We start from the raw sequence: 14823 nt of genomic DNA, 5'->3' as shown, positions 1-14823 counted from the left end.
CAACATGAGTTGGCTGAACTAACTATCGCATAATTTCGCTGCTGGTAAAGCAAGATAAACAGGTCAGTTATTTTGCGCATTTTCTATTGTTTGCTCGCCTTACACTTTATGCGACTATGGTCACCTAACGCATTGGCTGGAAGATTTTTGTTACAAGATACTGAGGCGAGGTTTTGCTTTTATGATATTTCAAATTTTACTTGCCATCACCATCCTTGCAAGCTCGGCCTGCGGTCTGATCATTGAAATTGTTGCTGGCAGGCTTTTGGCACCTGTCTTCGGGATGTCGCTTTACACATGGACATCAATCATTGCCGTGGTTCTCGCCGGATTATCGGTTGGCCATTGGATTGGTGGTAATTTGACGCGCGGCCATTTTGTCAAACGCGCCCAATTCATCAAAATTGGCTATGCGCTTTTCCTATCATCACTGACAAGCCTTCTTATTTTGCTGCTTCTTGATTTCATCCCGCATATTTTACAAATGGCCAATCTAAGCGTGATCAACGCCATTCTGGTGTCATCCTTTATTCTGTTTTTCTTGCCAAGCCTGTTTGTTGGCATTGTGTCCCCCCTTGCCACGAAATTGGCGATTGATATTAATCCGCAAGATGAATCGGGCGTGGTGATTGGCAGGATGTACGCTCTTGGTTCGGCTGGTGCTATTTTTGGGGCGCTTCTTGCTGGCTATTTTCTGATTTCAACACTTGGATCGCGAAATACCGTCATTTTGGTCGCGGTGATCTATTTTGCCCTTGGATCAGTCTTTTTCCTGATAGGCTATAAACAGAATGCAAAGGTGATGATCATCCCGCTTGCGATTGGGGTTTCGATGATGGCTGGCGCGCAAAAAACTGGCGCGCTAAAAAGCCAATGCGTCACCGAAAGCAATTATTTCTGTATCCAGATTCAGGATGTCGGCATGGCTGGAGCTGAAACCCGCCTGATTGCCCTTGATCATCTGGTGCATTCCATCAATGAAAAAGACCAGCCCAAACGGCTGCATTCGCCTTATGTTCATTTTGTTGATGAATATATCAGCCTTCGTTTTGGCGACCGGCCACCACAATCATTTTTCATTGGCGGCGGCGGGTTTTCATTGCCACGAGCCTGGATTGCAAAATATCAGGGCAAAGCCGATATAACGATTGCAGAAATTGACCCCAAGGTGACCGATATTGCCAAGGCCAAATTATGGTTTTCGCCCGATGGATCAAAAACCAAAGTCATTCATGGCGATGCCCGATATGAATTGAATAAGCTGGCTGATGATGTGAAATTCGATCTTGTTTTTGGCGATGCCTTTCAAGATATCTCGATCCCAGAGCATCTGGTCACACAGGAATTTAATGATCTTATTGCGCGGCGGCTGCATGATGATGGCGTTTATTTGGTGAATGTTGTCGATAATGCCAAACGCCCGCTATTTTTGCTGTCCTATGTCAAAACCTTGCAGCATTCCTTTGACAGAGTTGAAGTCTGGTTCGAGCCTGATCCAAGACAGCAAGGCATGCGCACAACCTTTATTGTCGTTGGCACAAATACCCCGCTTGAAGATGATTTCATCAATGCCGAAAATGGCTTTGAAAGAAGCTGGTGGCGTTGGCCAAATACCAAGCTAGTATCGGCAAGCGCCAATGAGCAGTTACCAATTTTAACCGATGACCGCGCACCAGTTGACAAGCTGATGAGCGGTCTATTGCTTGGCAATGTGCGTTAAGCCCCCTATTCGCCCGATCTTGGAGAAAATTTATGTTTGTATCAGATGTGGTGAAACAGCAACTGGCACCAACGGGTGTTTTGCGTGCCGGCATTAATTTAAGCAATTTTCTGCTGGTATCTGGCACTGCCGCTGATGGCAGCCCGAAGGGGATTTCGCCCGATATTGCCAATCTTGTTGCCTCAACACTAGGCCTGCCTTGCAAATTGGTTTGCTTTGATCGGCCGGGGGAACTAGCCGATGCCGTCAATCAGGATATCTGGGATATCGGCAATATCGCATTTGAGGCTGAACGCGCCCAAACGCTGGATTTCAGTCACCCCTATGTCGTGATCGAAGCCAATTTTCTGGTACGCCATGATGATGATTTTTTGACCAACGATGATGTTGATCGGGCTGGTGCAAAAATCGCCGTTTCCGAACGAAGCGCCTATGATCTCTGGCTTACCGATCATTTCAGCCAAGCCCAGATTATTCGGGCGTCATCAATTCAGGCAGCGCATGATTTGTTTTTTGAAAAAAAGGTTGATGTTCTGGCCAGTCTGAAACCAAAGCTTCTTGAAGACATGGCCAATAATAGCGGCCTTCGGATGATCGACCCTCCGTTTACCGCAGTGAAGCAATCAATCGGCCTTGCCAAGGGCAAAGCAGACTCGATTGCTTTTATCAATGCGCTGATTGCCCAATCAATCGAGAATGGCTGGATCGCAGCACAGCTTGAAATCCATGGCATGACCGGAAAATTAGGTATAGACCCTAACTAGACGCCAAGACTGACTGCACAAAACCGAAACCCGATCAAAAAAGGCTATCCCCATGAAATCAATTTTGATCACCGGATGCTCAAGCGGTATTGGACTTGATTCCGCGCTTGCCTTTCGTGATGCCGGCTGGAAGGTTATCGCCAGCTGTCGCAAGCCAGCGGACTGCGCAATCATGCGCGATCATCATAAAATCCATAGCATTTGCATTGATTATGAAGATGAGGCGAGCATCATCAACGGCTTTGCTTATGCGCTTGAATTCACCGATGGGCATCTTGATGTTCTATTCAATAACGGCGCTTATGGCATTCCGGCGCTTGTTGAAGATCTTCCAACAGATGCCTTGCGGGCAATTTTCGAGGCGAATTTCTTTGGCTGGCATACATTATCACGGCTTGCCATCGCGCAGATGCGCAAACAAAAACAGGGTCGCATTATTCAGAATTCATCGGTTCTTGGCTTTGCGCCTTTGAAATTCAGGGGCGCCTATAATGCCACCAAATTTGCATTGGAGGGGCTAACCGACACGATGCGGCTGGAACTTCACGGAACAAATATTCATTTAATCCTTGTTGAGCCGGGGCCTATTCGAACCCGGATCAGGGAAAATGCCTATATACAATTCAAACAATGGATCAATTGGAAGGGAACCGCCCGCGAATCTTGGTATGAAGAAGTCGCCATACCGCGCCTATCGGCCATTGATCCGCCACCAGATACTTTCGAATTGATGCCAGTTGCCGTTACCAAGGCGGTGATGCATGCGGCCACGGCAAAGCGACCAAAACTGCGATACCGCGTCACCACCGCCACAACATTAATGATGATCCTTCGCCGGTTGCTAAGCTCGCGTGCCTATGATGCGCTGGCGCGCCGGCTATAGCGATTGCAAACATATAAATAGCTGCTGCGAGCCCCCAAAAGGGCTGGTGCCTATTCTTCGATTGACATTCGGATTTTCACAAAATTACGAATCGCCATGCCGATCAAAATTGCGCTTATGCCATAGACGGCTTTTTCACCAAATGAAAATTGCTCTGAAACCAATATCGTCAAGCTTGCCACCACTGTCGCAATATAATTCAGCCCCAAAAACGCGGCGCGAAATTTCATTTTCATTTGGACCTCATATCACCACCTAAAACCGCAACCATAATAAGCCACATATCATCAATAACACATAAATCACCAGCCAAGGCAACGTCATTGCATTAGCAAAATAAACCTCCATCGCCATAATGATATCGCCAAGATTGGCATGACCCGAATATGTCGATAATCCTGGCTGGCATTCATCAGATATCGGGCCGCCGCCAAAGCAATGAAACCGAGTGAGACCTTTTGCCAGAGATTACTGCACCAAAGCCGGTTCGTGGATCCGAATGGATTTATCTGCAACGCCAATTTTTCATTTATGAAAATCAGGGCTGCGATAAATGTATTCGCAATACCACGCCGCCCTATCTGCCGCCATTACGCGGGGTGCATGTGAGTTATGATGCCAAAACATCCGATTATCTATGCGGCTTTTGCGTCAGATCACAGATGACACCATAACCATCTTTATTTTGAGTCGGGTTGATTTTTTGCAGCTTCATCGGTTTTTTCGGGCGCTAAAAGATTCTTGCCCTTATTCTGCTTTGCGATCTTGTTCAGATAGCCGGCTTGCTGCTTTCGCTGCGCTTTCCCTGCCCATCCACCATTTTGATTTTTTGTTTGCGTTTTCATGTGCATTTCATAGCACATGCTGCCATCAACTGACTAAAAAGAATCATCAAGACGGTTTTTTGATCATTGGCGTTTGTCCGCTGGCAGCATTATCGCTCTGGTTTGATTGAAGCATGAACTACATCAAGGCTATAATGCTTGGGAAGCATCATAATTTTTAAGCGGCATCCAAACCAATTCTGCCGGCAAGCGCAAAGACAGACAGCATTTCTGGAGAGGAGTTTGAACGACATGGATGACCCGATTTGCCCGCTTTGTCTTCGGTCGATTCCTGCCAATGTTGCGCAATCAAAACATCATTTGATTCCAAAGTTGAAAGGCGGAAAAACTGGTGAAACGGTTCTTTTGCACCATATTTGTCACAAAGAAATACACGCAAGTTTGACCGAGGCCGAACTGGCAAGAGATTATCATTCAATTGATGCGCTGCGGCAGCATCTAAGAATTGCCAAATTTATCAATTGGATTAAAAAACGGCCAGCCGATTTCAATTCACGCGTCCCAAACAAACGCCGATAAGATTCACCGCAAAGGCCAGAAATGGGGTTTCACCCAATCACAAATGATTGATGATGATTAATTACTAGCTTGATAGATAGGCCATCATAACGATGTAGCCACTTGCCAGCAGTTGAAAAAGAAACACCGCAACTGATATCAAATGCAACCAGCCAAACATTGCCTTTGCAGCAGTATTACCAGCAAGAAGCGCGTCGCGATATTTATTGATCTGCGGTGTTAGGATAAAAGCATTGCCCAAAAACCCCAAGGCAACCAACGCCGAAATAATGGCATTTGGTGAATGGCTATCAAACAATGCGGCAAGCCCGGCACAGCTTGAGGTTATAAATCCAAACATAAACATTCTTGGAAATAGTTTCCGAAGATAAGCACCAGCGGCTTTTTGCGATAACACTTTGAAAACGGTGGGCGCGACAACGGCCGAAAACATAACCATGAAACCGATATTGGCGGCATGAATCAGAATGGAAAGCTGCAATTGATTAATCCTTATATCGGCTGGCCGTGGCGGTAACTTTTAACAAAGCAAAGCCAAAATGGCCTTTGGGCGAACAAGACAGAAACAGGCTAGCCAAATACCGGATTCAGGCTTTCAGGATTATCAAGCCAATGCATCAACATGGCCGATGCAAACAATAAGACGAACATGATCGAAATGACGATAATCACCTTACCAAGCCGGTTCTGCGGTAACGGGTCTATGGGCAAATTGACCTCCCTTGTCATCTCAATCGTTAATCGGCACACATATTAGCGTTGTATTAATGACCCTGCCACAAAATCAGGCAGGCGCAAAATCCAGCTGCTTATGGCTTATAATTTCTGATGGCGGTGCGAAGATCATCCAATTCACTGCAACCAAGCCAGCAAATCTTATCCAGCTTTTGCAGATTTTTTTCGGCACTAACCTTATTACCAAGCATCAAAAACAATTCGCCTTGATATTCCAAAGCGCCCTTGTGCTTTGGATCGAGCGCCAAGGCAGATTTATAATAGTTTGCCGCCTCGTCCAGCTTGCCCGATTTACGATGGGCAAACCCCAGCAAATTTTGGATATCGGCGTCTTTTTTGGCCGAAGCTTCAGCTTGTTTTAGCTTCACAATGGCCTGGTCGTAATTTTTATCCTTAATCATAGCCAGCGCTTTGTTATAGGCCGCTGGCTTGGCCGCGGTCACCGCATAATCATCACTACCCGCGGCAAATGCTTGAGCGCCAAGCAAACTCATCATTATGATTACGCCAATGCTGAAAAACTTCCGAGCCATCATCATCACACCTTTTGACTGTTCATCTGTATTAAATGGGCATATGCCCGCCAATTTCAATTGGCCATCCCGAAATCGCCAAAACAATGGTGCGGCTGGAATCTTACAAGCCGCGGCACAAAGGCTGCTGTTGACTTGGCATTAGCGGCACTTAAACTGACCTGCACGAATATGGTAATAATCACCAAAACAATTCCCAAAGGCTGGAAAAATGCGGCTTGTCATCTTGATTGCCAGCTTGCTGATCTTGGCTGAACCAAGCAACAGCGCTGCTTCAGACCAGCCAGGGTCAAGCTGTGATGATTTGGGGGCATTAGCGGCCGATCCGTTACGCCAGTCTGAGCCGGTTGAATTTCAAGATATTCACGCAAACCAATTGATCAACGCCTGCCGCGCTGCCATCGCTTCTGCGACAAAACCACAAGACCGAGCGCGTTATTATTTGCAGCTTGGCCGTGGCCAATTGCGCGATGGTGATTCGAAGGGCGCAATATCATCTTTTCATAAATCGGCGTCATTCGCCTATCCAGCTGGGTATTTTGCGCTTGGTGTGGCGTATCTTTTGGGCGATGACGTTGAAAAAGATGATGCAAAGGCAAAAGATTATTTGCTGTTGGCACTTGATAATAATGTGATCTGGGCGGCCAAAGCGCTTAGCGCACTCCATGAGAATAAGGCATCAGAATTTTATGATGTTGAACGCGCAGAAAACTATCTCACTCTTTTTCAAGACAGCAGATTTTGAACGCTTTTGGGCGGTTTTTGGCAAATCATTCACGCGTGATTAAGGCATTAAAACGAAGCTCAGAGAGCTTTTGTCGCTATGCGCGGATAGTCATCGACTCACCTTAATGCTAGCCTGTCAAAACGGTCAGACAAAATCCGGCAAGCCATTCGACAAAAACTTGAAAAAAAGGCCGCGACCATGGCAATAAAAGTAGCAATCATCGGGTTGGGCATCATGGGACAGCGAATGCTTACCCATATGCGGCTGCACCAAAATTTCGAACCTGATTATTTATGGGATCCAGATGAATCTGCTTGCCATCAGGCAATGATTTTAGACCCACAATCAAAAATCATGAATAGCGCAAGTGACGCCATCAGCAAAGCGGATCTGGTTTATCTTGCCTGCCCACCGGCGGTTCGCAAACCCTATGCGCTTGCAGCGGCAGCGGCGGGCAAAGCCCTGTTTCTGGAAAAACCGTTTGGCATCAATCTTGACGATAGCGCAAAGCTTATGGCCAGATTGCAAGCCCATAATGTTCCTGTTGCGGTGAATTTCACGCAAGCATCAGGTGCCGCCTTGACCGATTTATTAGCGGCAAAAGACCGCGGCGAGATGGGTGACTTGCTTGGGGTTGATATTATCCTGACCTATCCCGCTTGGCCGCGCCAATGGCAAAAGGGGGCTGATTGGCTGCGGTTCCGTGCCGAGGGCGGCATGACCCGCGAAGTGATTTCCCATTTTCTCTTTTTCACCGAACGCGTTCTGGGGCCTTTATCACTTGTATCGGCACATACGACATATCCTGATGATCCGTCATTATGCGAAACCGCGGTTCTGGCACGGCTCGAATCGAAAACCGGGCAGGCAGTTTCCATTCTGGCAACAATTGGCGGTGTTCAGCCTGACCGCCAGGAATTTATTGTAAAAGGAACCAAATCCAGCCGCCGTTTTACTGATTTTCATAAAGATGCGATCAGTGATGGCGGCGCTTTCATCGCGCTGCGCGAACCACCAAAAGACCTACGGGCAATAAGCCTGAAAGCACAGCTTGATGATCTTTCGCTTCACCTAGTGGCAAAACCGAACAGGCTAGCAACAGTGGAAGAGGCTTTTCGAATCCAGACCCTTGTCGAGAGCATCCTTGCCAAAACGCTTTAGACCCTCACCTGCCTTAACGGTATCTCTTCCACTCAGCTTTTGTCTGAAACGGAAAAGAGGGTTGCGGGACATTCTTGAAATCCCATCTTGAAAGCACTGGTGACGTCAAACCAACCGTATCGATTTCATATATGTTCGACCCATCAAACCATGGCGCGAAACCCGCCCTGAAATGCCCTCTGGATTTGACGATGATCGTATGGGCGGCGGCGATGTCCTGATCGAACATTTCGAAAAAAACTGGGTCGGCGGTTTGCGCGCGCTCAGAAATCACCACCACTCTTACACCGGCTATTTCAAGCAGAGCACATGGCCCAAGCGACAATTTCCGGCCTGCCATCATTCCTAATCTGCCGACAATTTCGCCATCATGCAAACCAATCACCTTTGCCTCAACACCAAGCGGTTCATCCCATTGTTCCCACGGGGTGTCATTGCGGGTTTGATTGAAAACCGCCTTAAAGATTGCGCCGATCCCTTTTGCATGCGCATCTCGGGCAAGGGCCATATCAAAAAAGGAACCATACAGAATATTCTGCGCATCTGATGCCAACAATGCTGATAAAAGCCCTGTCGTGCGGGCACTGCCACCACCGCCCGGATTGTCACCCGAGTCAGCGAAAATCACCGGCTTGCGGCCTGTATCCAAGGCAATTTCAATGGCTTTCTCAAATGGGGTTAATGACTTCACATAATCATCTCTGGCGTTCCAGATAAAAGCGGCAATTTCATTGGCAAGGCTTGTTGCCACCACCGCATCATCTCTTGCGGTGACAACAATGGAAACGCCATTTTCCGGAACATCCGAAAAAATGAAATTTCCGAAAATGGAAATATTCAATATCTTGCCGCCCAATTCAGCCAGCCGCCGCTGTCCAAAATCAACCGCCCGCCCCAAAGGGCCATTGGCGGTAAGCAGCGTTATCGATGAGGGGGCAAGCGGTAATTTTACATGCGCTATTTCCGGCACCGCCAAACCATGCAGGATCTGCCGCAGTCCGAATGCTGCTTCTTGCCCGCGGTCATTTTGATCAACATGGGGGTTTGTTCTGTATCCGCAAATTAAATCAACCGAATGACACATCTTGTCGGAGATATTTGCATGCAGGTCGAGCGTCATGATGATTGGCGTTTTCGGCCCAACTGCCGATCGAACCATCTCGGCAATGGCACCGTCAGGATCTTGCAAATGCTCGGCCACCATAGCGCCATGATGGCATAAATAAACTGCATCAAAGCTTTCGTCTAACTGGCTGATGACTTCGGCACAATAGCTTTCAAAAACCGCCTTTTGCACCACGCCAAGCGGGCGCGACGCCATCAAGAGGATCGGCACAGGCTGCCAATCACCGGTTGCGTCCATTGTTTTTACAAAGGCAGAAAATTCGATGGCGATTGAAGGTGTTGCCGATCTTGCATCATCAATCAATGCCTTGCCGCGTTTTACCGTGAGGCGTTCAAAATCGTCCAAAGAGGCTGGCCGGGCAAACCGGTTTGACTCGAGGATCAGACCGAGAAGAGCAATTTTCGGGATATGTTTGCGCATTTGATCTTTTTGCATCATTGACTTTGGCGAGGCCAGCAAAGCCTAAACAGGCCAGCGCCAAATATTAAATCAACATTGACCATCAAAAGCAAATTTAACCCGATGCGTGCCAGCAATTGAGCAAGTCAGCAGACGCGCGGGATAACCGGCGAAGCGGTTGCTTTTACGGTCACTATAATGTCATGCTGTGATGGCTTGGCGATCGAGGCCAAGCCGGTTCAGTTCACGCCATGCGACGAGTAACAATCATGAAACAGGTTATCCCCAGTTTACTGATCGGGCTAAATAACAGCATCATTGTAGTTGTTTGTTTATATCTGATTTTATCGGATGATATTACGTTTCAAGAGCGCGGCATCTATGCCGGAAGTTCCATTTTATTTTGGATGGGGGTTCAGCGTTTAATCAGAAAACTTAGCAATTCAGCAAGTTAGAAGGCCATTATGTTTCCAGCCAAATACACCCAGCTTATTTTTAGCTTTTTCCTATCAATTTTCATGTCATGCGTTGTTTCGGCGGTTTCGGTGGTAAACACAATCGAGCTGATTGACGGATTTTTCAGCCTGTGGATGACCGCTTGGCTGAAAAGCTGGATTGTTGCGTTTCCAACGATTCTTGTTGTTGCCCCTCTAACCCGCCGCCTTGTCGGCAAGCTTGTTAGGAACACGCCAAGCTAGGGGCTTTGGTGAAGGATCTTGCTGCAAATAGGGGGAAGAGTGCCCCCGTCAACCAAAACGCCAACCCACGCACCAACCCACACGAACAAATGTCAAATTGCGTTATGAAACGATGCCATTGATTCGCTAATGCGATTTACCAATCAGTCTTTAAAATCATAGACGTTTGGCATCTCACGGATATCATTATCAAATAATTGCGCCATATCGCCAAGCGTCTCAACAATCGCTTCTGGGCTCTCAGCTTTCCACCAGCAGAACATAACCTTGTCTGCCTTTCCAGCATTCCATTGCATTTGAAATGATGCTTTATCATTCTTCATTGCGCCGCGGATATCAGCTTCGCTCATTGTCTCCAAAGCCTGAAAATATGCCTCCATCGCTTCATCTGATTTCAGCGTGTGCGTTACCATGTAATGTTTCATTTTTGGTTCCTTTCGTTTTGCTGTTTTCATGCGCCATTAAATCGATTTGTATCAAGATTTTGAATGGACGTTCGATTAGAAAATGGCTAGCCGGCAGTTTTCCAAGGCCCAAAGTCTTTGCCTGAGTCCATGATTTCATAGGCGATAACAGTCTCATCACCAACGACCCAGCCATCATGACCGGGGGCAAAATAATAAGCATCACCTGCCGACACTTCGATTTCGCTGCCATCATCATGAACGCATTTCAATTTTCCTTGGATGATGACGCCAACATGCCCCGCTTGGCAGCTATGCCCACCAACAGCTGGCTGAACACACTCTGACCATTTCCAGCCTGGCTCAAGGGTCAGTTTTGACGCGGTTATATTGCCCAGCTTGACAACAGCAGCGTTCGTCTTTGGTGGTGTTTTGAGCTCATCGGGCTCGGCGAATGATTTTTTCGATAAATTTGACATATCTTGGTTTCCCCTAACTTTTGTAAACGTCAACAACAGTACTCTCTAGAACATGGCCAGACTCAGCAATCATGGGGGCATTTACTTCCATAAACTTGTCCACCTTGCCCGCTAAAGCTTGCAGTATTACACATACTCGGGATTCATCATCCGTTCGCGGCCCTCGAAACAAAACCGCAATATCGGCCGCTTCTAAGCCCGGGCGGCTCTGCTCAAAATGAATGAGCCATTCATCGTAAGGCTTGGTAATTTCGAAAGATACTATGTAAGTTTCCATTTCCAAACCCCAATCAGATTTGCTTCTCGAACACAACGGTACCAGAAACAGGGTCCGTCACGCCAAGCTCAGGCGATAACTCCTCAAGCAAATGACGTGCGCTATCGAGTAAAGCAATCATTTGAGGCATCGCGTTTTTCATGCGCTCTTCGCTCTCCCAGAGGCCATATCCAACATAGCTCTCTTCGTCGGTTCGCGCCAAAATGTGAAGTAACTGGCCGTCCCAATTATCAGCTTTGCTGAACAATGATTCAAACTCTGCCTGTTTCCCTGACTTTACTCTGAACCGGACTACGTTTGTGTGTTTCGGCATATTATACTAGCTCCCTATTAACTCTGTTCAGGCCGAGTCTTTTATTCTTTGCCGGGTGTTTTGTAGCTCGACTTGACTGCGTTGATTGCCTTTAACCCCTCATCAAGGTCAAATTCAGGGAACATCATCATGTCTTCCCAAGCACCCGAGTCATTAACCGCTTTTAACAAGCCACTTGCTGCTTCGATACTTGGCAATTCCATAAGTGCCGCCATATCGTAATCACCCTGCAGGTACATCAAATCAAGCAGCTCTCCACCAGCCGCTTTCGCAATCGAGGCGGCAGCTTCCTTGCGTTTAGCTAAGCTGCTGCTCTCTAGGCCCTCAAGTCCCGCCTCGCTATACATTCCGATGTATAATACTCTCATTTTCCATTCCTTCCCACTCAGCCGAATTTTTTGCCAAGAACGCTACCTATCGTATCATCATCCATGATGGGTGTGATAACAATTTCAATCAGGCCATTCCAATCCAGCGCATAATCTGCAAGTGCCGCAGCATCTGTGCTCTCAAGAATTGCAAAGCCGCCGGTTCCATCAATATTATGATAGCGTGAAATCAATTCAACATTTTCTGGAGGCATGCCGCCAGTCTCCATGAACTGCTTTATTGTTTTATCTCTTGCCTCCGGTGAGTGTGTCCAAGCCATTTTAAAAAGCATTTTCAATTTCTCCCTATCAGGACGCAAAGCTGTATATCGCGGTGTTTGAAACTCTCATTTCATTGATCTTTGACAGACTAATTTTGCACCCATGCGTGATTTAAGAACTTGATCTTCGATAAAAACCCGTGGATATTCTTTTTCTAATTCAAAACCAGTTAAATATTCGACATGGTTTTGGTTTGATGATTTAAATATGGCGCAGGCAACAATGGATGATTTTGTAAAAAGGAATATAGCCATACGCGGCGACATAACCTGTCCAATCGCGGTGGCAGCAGAAGTGCTATCAGACCAATGGGCCGTTATTGTGCTTCGTGATATTGCCTTTTTTAACCAAAGAACATTTGGCGCAATTCTAGATAATAGTAATGAGAAAATTCCCCGGCCAACATTGGCAAAACGTTTAAAGCGACTTTGCGACATCGGGCTACTTAGCGCTCGCGGCGATGTTGGGCACGCGCAGCGCAAAATCTACAGCCTCACTGAGCCTGCATTAGGATTATTGCCGATCATGGTAGGCATGGCCGAATGGTCTTTGAGCCAAGAAAATTTCAAAGCGCAACAATTTGAGTTTTTAAAAGACCTTTATAGCCCTACATCGCAAGCGATGGCTGAATTGATTGATGAATTAAGGGTTACACATGCCATTGAATAGCGGTCAAGCGGCAGAGCAAAGCTTTCTTGCAATCGTCATAGCAATTATCACATTGCCAGAACCGCAAAGACAAGTAAGCCGGATTAGCTCTCAAGATTGGCCTCATAAAGAATAAAATCACCAAGCGCGGCAACACCGTCATTCTTACGCATTGACCCAAAGATAAATGGTCGGCCATTACGGGCGGTTGCCGTATCTGCGGCCATAATTTCAAGATCTACGCCAACATGTGGCGCAAGCTCGATCTTATTGACAACCAGCATATCAGATTTGGTCAGGGCTGGGCCCCTCTTGCGAGGAATATCGCCGCCCATGCAAACATCAATCACATAGATAGTAAGGTCAGCCAGTTCGGGGCTAAAGGTTGCCGCAAGATTGTCACCGCCAGACTCAATCAGGATAATATCAAGATCAGGAATAGTGGCACGCAGATCGGCCACCGCCGCAAGATTGACCGATGCATCCTCGCGGATTGCCGTATGGGGACAGCCGCCGGTTTCAACGCCCCTAATCCGTTCGGCTGGCAATGCCTGAACCCGCATCAAATAGTCAGCATCCTCGCGCGTGTAAATATCATTGGTGATCACCGCCATCGAAACCCGTGATGCCAAATAGTGGCAAAGCGCCTCGGTCAAACTTGTTTTACCCGCCCCAACCGGTCCGCCAATACCAACACGCAACGGGCCATTGCGGCTGGACAGCTTTACCTTCGTGCCAGCGGGTTCTTGCTCATAACCAATCATGTTCGATAAATCCTTGTTTCGAGGGTTTCATGCAAGATTGAAGCATGGTCGGCCAAAATCGCATAGCCACCAATATCATCCAGCGGGGTTGTCGATGCCTCGTCAGCTAGTGCCGCCATAGCCGGCATTAATCGGGCGAGGATAATTTGCCCATCGGACTGTCCAAGTGGCACCGCCCGAACCACGACTGAAATTAAATTACCGATAAAGCTTTGCAAAAAAAGGCTCAAACTAAGCTGCAATTCGCATCCAAGATGCCGCGCTGCAAGCCCAGCTGCAACAGGATAGGCAAGCGGCGGGGATAGCCCAATATCAAGCTGATAAACCTGCTCGGTCATGCGCGTGAAATTCACCCCGAGTTCGCGGTTTTCCTGCGCACGCTCGACGCCCGACGATAACGCAAAGGCCAGCTCATTTATTGCCTCAATCTCGGCATTTCTGCCGCCCGCCAGTTGCCCGTCTTTGGCAGCATGCAGCTTTACAGCATTATAGGCATTTGCCATCAAAATTGCATCGTTGCGACCACTTCCCCCAAGAAGAATCGTTTCAATCCAGTCATGCGCGGTTGTGGCATCATCAACATCACCCGATGCAATCGCCGCCTCGATACCATGCGAATAGGAAAAGGCACCAATGGGAAAAGCTGGTGAAAACAGCGCTGCCAGAAGCTGTGTTTGACGGATGGTGTCTGTTAATTCTGTCATGATCAATGCGTATGACCATGCGTGCGACCAAAACCATAGGCACCGCCTTCAGGATTGAACGGTGCCTCGGTTTTTGCCAATGTCGTCCCAAGCCGCACCAGCAAATCTTCTAAGACATGATCGCGGCGGATAACAAGGCAATCCTGCCTGATCTCGCACGGGGCGTGCCGATTGCCGATATGCCACGCAATTTTGGCAAGGTTTTTATGGCGTATTTCAACCACCGGCTCGGCCGCAGCTTGGATAATAATCTGGCGGCCATCATCCAGCAGAAAAGCATCACCCGCATCAAGCGAAACCGTTTCGGCAAGATCCACCATAAACGCCATTCCGCAATCAGTGGCCATTCGTTTGCGACGCAAAAACCGCGCTTCAAAGTCCAAGGTAATCGTCATATCACCATCATGGCGAGTTACATCGCGGTGGATATGACCGGCATATGATGGCGCCTCAGATTTCAACTGATCCATTGTC

General features: G+C 47.6%; 24 protein-coding genes. 9 read left to right on the top strand and 15 right to left on the bottom strand.

Annotated features, from left to right (window positions below; translation table 11 throughout):
- The first annotated feature begins 181 nt into the window (after positions 1 to 181).
- Genes ABXT40_RS01500 through ABXT40_RS01490 form a run of 3 tightly spaced genes read left to right on the top strand, consistent with a single transcriptional unit; the run spans position 182 to position 3367 of the window.
- Positions 182 to 1720, top strand: a complete 1539-nt coding sequence (locus tag ABXT40_RS01500; protein WP_443646076.1) for a fused MFS/spermidine synthase — start codon at positions 182 to 184, stop codon at positions 1718 to 1720.
- A 32-nt stretch (positions 1721 to 1752) separates the two neighbouring features.
- Entirely contained in the window at positions 1753 to 2484 is a 732-nt protein-coding gene (locus ABXT40_RS01495) for a transporter substrate-binding domain-containing protein (RefSeq protein ID WP_443646075.1), read from the top strand.
- A 52-nt stretch (positions 2485 to 2536) separates the two neighbouring features.
- Complete coding sequence (locus ABXT40_RS01490; protein WP_443646074.1) at positions 2537 to 3367, top strand: SDR family NAD(P)-dependent oxidoreductase; 831 nt, start codon at positions 2537 to 2539, stop codon at positions 3365 to 3367.
- A gap of 50 nt (positions 3368 to 3417) precedes the next feature.
- Here the strand turns inward: ABXT40_RS01490 and ABXT40_RS01485 are convergent, their stop codons facing one another.
- Positions 3418 to 3603, bottom strand: coding sequence for a hypothetical protein (locus tag ABXT40_RS01485; RefSeq protein WP_443646073.1), 186 nt, complete (start codon positions 3601 to 3603; stop codon positions 3418 to 3420).
- A 222-nt stretch (positions 3604 to 3825) separates the two neighbouring features.
- On the opposite strand from ABXT40_RS01485, the gene ABXT40_RS01480 reads away from it, so the two are divergent.
- Complete coding sequence (locus ABXT40_RS01480) at positions 3826 to 4041, top strand: hypothetical protein (protein WP_443646072.1); 216 nt, start codon at positions 3826 to 3828, stop codon at positions 4039 to 4041.
- A 6-nt stretch (positions 4042 to 4047) separates the two neighbouring features.
- On the opposite strand, the gene ABXT40_RS01475 is transcribed toward ABXT40_RS01480, so the two are convergent.
- Positions 4048 to 4212 carry a hypothetical protein gene (locus ABXT40_RS01475; RefSeq protein ID WP_443646071.1) on the bottom strand — a complete coding sequence of 55 codons (165 nt, stop codon included), beginning with the start codon at positions 4210 to 4212 and terminating at the stop codon, positions 4048 to 4050.
- 231 nt (positions 4213 to 4443) lie between these two features.
- Here ABXT40_RS01475 and ABXT40_RS01470 point away from each other — a divergent pair, with 231 nt between their 5' ends.
- Positions 4444 to 4731, top strand: a complete 288-nt coding sequence (locus ABXT40_RS01470) for an HNH endonuclease (RefSeq protein WP_443646070.1) — start codon at positions 4444 to 4446, stop codon at positions 4729 to 4731.
- 64 nt (positions 4732 to 4795) lie between these two features.
- Here the strand turns inward: ABXT40_RS01470 and ABXT40_RS01465 are convergent, their stop codons facing one another.
- The 3 genes from ABXT40_RS01465 to ABXT40_RS01455 form a co-directional block, all read right to left on the bottom strand.
- A complete protein-coding gene (locus ABXT40_RS01465; protein ID WP_443646069.1) occupies positions 4796 to 5212 on the bottom strand; it encodes a DUF4149 domain-containing protein in 417 nt (138 codons plus the stop codon).
- Positions 5213 to 5301: 89 nt separating this feature from the next.
- Positions 5302 to 5442 (bottom strand): hypothetical protein, encoded by a 141-nt coding sequence (locus ABXT40_RS01460; protein ID WP_443646068.1) that lies wholly within the window; start codon positions 5440 to 5442, stop codon positions 5302 to 5304.
- A gap of 98 nt (positions 5443 to 5540) precedes the next feature.
- Positions 5541 to 5963, bottom strand: a complete 423-nt coding sequence (locus ABXT40_RS01455; protein WP_443646067.1) for a tetratricopeptide repeat protein — start codon at positions 5961 to 5963, stop codon at positions 5541 to 5543.
- Between the two features lie 247 nt (positions 5964 to 6210).
- Between ABXT40_RS01455 and ABXT40_RS01450 the strand changes: the two genes are divergently transcribed.
- Both ABXT40_RS01450 and ABXT40_RS01445 read left to right on the top strand, forming a co-directional pair.
- Positions 6211 to 6744, top strand: coding sequence for a hypothetical protein (locus tag ABXT40_RS01450; protein WP_443646066.1), 534 nt, complete (start codon positions 6211 to 6213; stop codon positions 6742 to 6744).
- 180 nt (positions 6745 to 6924) lie between these two features.
- Positions 6925 to 7887: a Gfo/Idh/MocA family protein gene (locus tag ABXT40_RS01445; RefSeq protein WP_443646065.1), complete on the top strand. Its 963-nt coding sequence runs from the start codon at positions 6925 to 6927 to the stop codon at positions 7885 to 7887.
- A gap of 13 nt (positions 7888 to 7900) precedes the next feature.
- On the opposite strand, the gene ABXT40_RS01440 is transcribed toward ABXT40_RS01445, so the two are convergent.
- On the bottom strand, positions 7901 to 9451 hold the full coding sequence (locus ABXT40_RS01440) for a M81 family metallopeptidase (RefSeq protein ID WP_443646064.1): 1551 nt from the start codon (positions 9449 to 9451) through the stop codon (positions 7901 to 7903).
- Between the two features lie 425 nt (positions 9452 to 9876).
- On the opposite strand from ABXT40_RS01440, the gene ABXT40_RS01435 reads away from it, so the two are divergent.
- Positions 9877 to 10110, top strand: coding sequence for a DUF2798 domain-containing protein (locus tag ABXT40_RS01435; RefSeq protein ID WP_443646063.1), 234 nt, complete (start codon positions 9877 to 9879; stop codon positions 10108 to 10110).
- A gap of 143 nt (positions 10111 to 10253) precedes the next feature.
- Here the strand turns inward: ABXT40_RS01435 and ABXT40_RS01430 are convergent, their stop codons facing one another.
- Genes ABXT40_RS01430 through ABXT40_RS01405 form a run of 6 tightly spaced genes read right to left on the bottom strand, consistent with a single transcriptional unit; the run spans position 10254 to position 12244 of the window.
- Positions 10254 to 10565: a hypothetical protein gene (locus ABXT40_RS01430; RefSeq protein WP_443646062.1), complete on the bottom strand. Its 312-nt coding sequence runs from the start codon at positions 10563 to 10565 to the stop codon at positions 10254 to 10256.
- Positions 10566 to 10621: 56 nt separating this feature from the next.
- On the bottom strand, positions 10622 to 10993 hold the full coding sequence (locus ABXT40_RS01425) for a cupin domain-containing protein (protein WP_443646061.1): 372 nt from the start codon (positions 10991 to 10993) through the stop codon (positions 10622 to 10624).
- A 13-nt stretch (positions 10994 to 11006) separates the two neighbouring features.
- Positions 11007 to 11270, bottom strand: a complete 264-nt coding sequence (locus ABXT40_RS01420; protein WP_443646060.1) for a DUF3764 family protein — start codon at positions 11268 to 11270, stop codon at positions 11007 to 11009.
- Between the two features lie 13 nt (positions 11271 to 11283).
- Positions 11284 to 11583 carry a hypothetical protein gene (locus ABXT40_RS01415; protein ID WP_443646059.1) on the bottom strand — a complete coding sequence of 100 codons (300 nt, stop codon included), beginning with the start codon at positions 11581 to 11583 and terminating at the stop codon, positions 11284 to 11286.
- Positions 11584 to 11624: 41 nt separating this feature from the next.
- Positions 11625 to 11951, bottom strand: coding sequence for a GYD domain-containing protein (locus tag ABXT40_RS01410; protein ID WP_443646058.1), 327 nt, complete (start codon positions 11949 to 11951; stop codon positions 11625 to 11627).
- 17 nt (positions 11952 to 11968) lie between these two features.
- Entirely contained in the window at positions 11969 to 12244 is a 276-nt protein-coding gene (locus ABXT40_RS01405; RefSeq protein ID WP_443646943.1) for a DUF3303 domain-containing protein, read from the bottom strand.
- A 211-nt stretch (positions 12245 to 12455) separates the two neighbouring features.
- On the opposite strand from ABXT40_RS01405, the gene ABXT40_RS01400 reads away from it, so the two are divergent.
- Complete coding sequence (locus ABXT40_RS01400) at positions 12456 to 12902, top strand: winged helix-turn-helix transcriptional regulator (protein ID WP_443646057.1); 447 nt, start codon at positions 12456 to 12458, stop codon at positions 12900 to 12902.
- 83 nt (positions 12903 to 12985) lie between these two features.
- Here ABXT40_RS01400 and ureG read toward each other — a convergent pair whose 3' ends face one another.
- Genes ureG through ABXT40_RS01385 form a run of 3 tightly spaced genes read right to left on the bottom strand, consistent with a single transcriptional unit; the run spans position 12986 to position 14819 of the window.
- Positions 12986 to 13645, bottom strand: coding sequence for an urease accessory protein UreG (ureG, locus tag ABXT40_RS01395; protein ID WP_443646056.1), 660 nt, complete (start codon positions 13643 to 13645; stop codon positions 12986 to 12988).
- Entirely contained in the window at positions 13642 to 14349 is a 708-nt protein-coding gene (locus ABXT40_RS01390; RefSeq protein ID WP_443646055.1) for an urease accessory protein UreF, read from the bottom strand. Before ABXT40_RS01390 ends, ureG begins: the two co-directional genes overlap by 4 nt.
- Before the next feature lie 2 nt (positions 14350 to 14351).
- The gene (locus tag ABXT40_RS01385) at positions 14352 to 14819 is read right to left on the bottom strand and encodes an urease accessory protein UreE (protein WP_443646054.1); all 468 of its coding nucleotides are present in this window, start codon (positions 14817 to 14819) and stop codon (positions 14352 to 14354) included.
- Positions 14820 to 14823: the final 4 nt, after the last annotated feature.

It is taken from the genome of Candidatus Ponderosibacter sp. Uisw_141_02, assembly GCF_048087665.1.
Classification (GTDB): Bacteria; Pseudomonadota; Alphaproteobacteria; order Puniceispirillales; family Puniceispirillaceae; genus UBA3439.
Note: the sequence above shows the minus strand (reverse complement) of the source record. Positions and strands in the feature narration are given on the sequence as shown.

Bases quoted from the DNA above. Each gene is read 5' to 3' on its own strand.
- ABXT40_RS01485 (WP_443646073.1), bottom strand. From the start codon at position 3,603: ATGAAAATGAAATTTCGCGCCGCGTTTTTGGGGCTGAATTATATTGCG.
- ABXT40_RS01410 (WP_443646058.1), bottom strand. From the start codon at position 11,951: ATGAGAGTATTATACATCGGAATGTATAGCGAGGCGGGACTTGAGGGC.
- ABXT40_RS01445 (WP_443646065.1), top strand. From the start codon at position 6,925: ATGGCAATAAAAGTAGCAATCATCGGGTTGGGCATCATGGGACAGCGA.
- ABXT40_RS01490 (WP_443646074.1), top strand. From the start codon at position 2,537: ATGAAATCAATTTTGATCACCGGATGCTCAAGCGGTATTGGACTTGAT.
- ureG (WP_443646056.1), bottom strand. From the start codon at position 13,645: ATGATTGGTTATGAGCAAGAACCCGCTGGCACGAAGGTAAAGCTGTCC.
- ABXT40_RS01495 (WP_443646075.1), top strand. From the start codon at position 1,753: ATGTTTGTATCAGATGTGGTGAAACAGCAACTGGCACCAACGGGTGTT.
- ABXT40_RS01415 (WP_443646059.1), bottom strand. From the start codon at position 11,583: ATGCCGAAACACACAAACGTAGTCCGGTTCAGAGTAAAGTCAGGGAAA.
- ABXT40_RS01500 (WP_443646076.1), top strand. From the start codon at position 182: ATGATATTTCAAATTTTACTTGCCATCACCATCCTTGCAAGCTCGGCC.
- ABXT40_RS01400 (WP_443646057.1), top strand. From the start codon at position 12,456: ATGGATGATTTTGTAAAAAGGAATATAGCCATACGCGGCGACATAACC.
- ABXT40_RS01405 (WP_443646943.1), bottom strand. From the start codon at position 12,244: ATGCTTTTTAAAATGGCTTGGACACACTCACCGGAGGCAAGAGATAAA.
- ABXT40_RS01385 (WP_443646054.1), bottom strand. From the start codon at position 14,819: ATGGATCAGTTGAAATCTGAGGCGCCATCATATGCCGGTCATATCCAC.
- ABXT40_RS01440 (WP_443646064.1), bottom strand. From the start codon at position 9,451: ATGATGCAAAAAGATCAAATGCGCAAACATATCCCGAAAATTGCTCTT.
- ABXT40_RS01420 (WP_443646060.1), bottom strand. From the start codon at position 11,270: ATGGAAACTTACATAGTATCTTTCGAAATTACCAAGCCTTACGATGAA.
- ABXT40_RS01470 (WP_443646070.1), top strand. From the start codon at position 4,444: ATGGATGACCCGATTTGCCCGCTTTGTCTTCGGTCGATTCCTGCCAAT.
- ABXT40_RS01425 (WP_443646061.1), bottom strand. From the start codon at position 10,993: ATGTCAAATTTATCGAAAAAATCATTCGCCGAGCCCGATGAGCTCAAA.
- ABXT40_RS01450 (WP_443646066.1), top strand. From the start codon at position 6,211: ATGCGGCTTGTCATCTTGATTGCCAGCTTGCTGATCTTGGCTGAACCA.
- ABXT40_RS01430 (WP_443646062.1), bottom strand. From the start codon at position 10,565: ATGAAAACAGCAAAACGAAAGGAACCAAAAATGAAACATTACATGGTA.
- ABXT40_RS01455 (WP_443646067.1), bottom strand. From the start codon at position 5,963: ATGATGAGTTTGCTTGGCGCTCAAGCATTTGCCGCGGGTAGTGATGAT.
- ABXT40_RS01475 (WP_443646071.1), bottom strand. From the start codon at position 4,212: ATGAAAACGCAAACAAAAAATCAAAATGGTGGATGGGCAGGGAAAGCG.
- ABXT40_RS01390 (WP_443646055.1), bottom strand. From the start codon at position 14,349: ATGACAGAATTAACAGACACCATCCGTCAAACACAGCTTCTGGCAGCG.
- ABXT40_RS01435 (WP_443646063.1), top strand. From the start codon at position 9,877: ATGTTTCCAGCCAAATACACCCAGCTTATTTTTAGCTTTTTCCTATCA.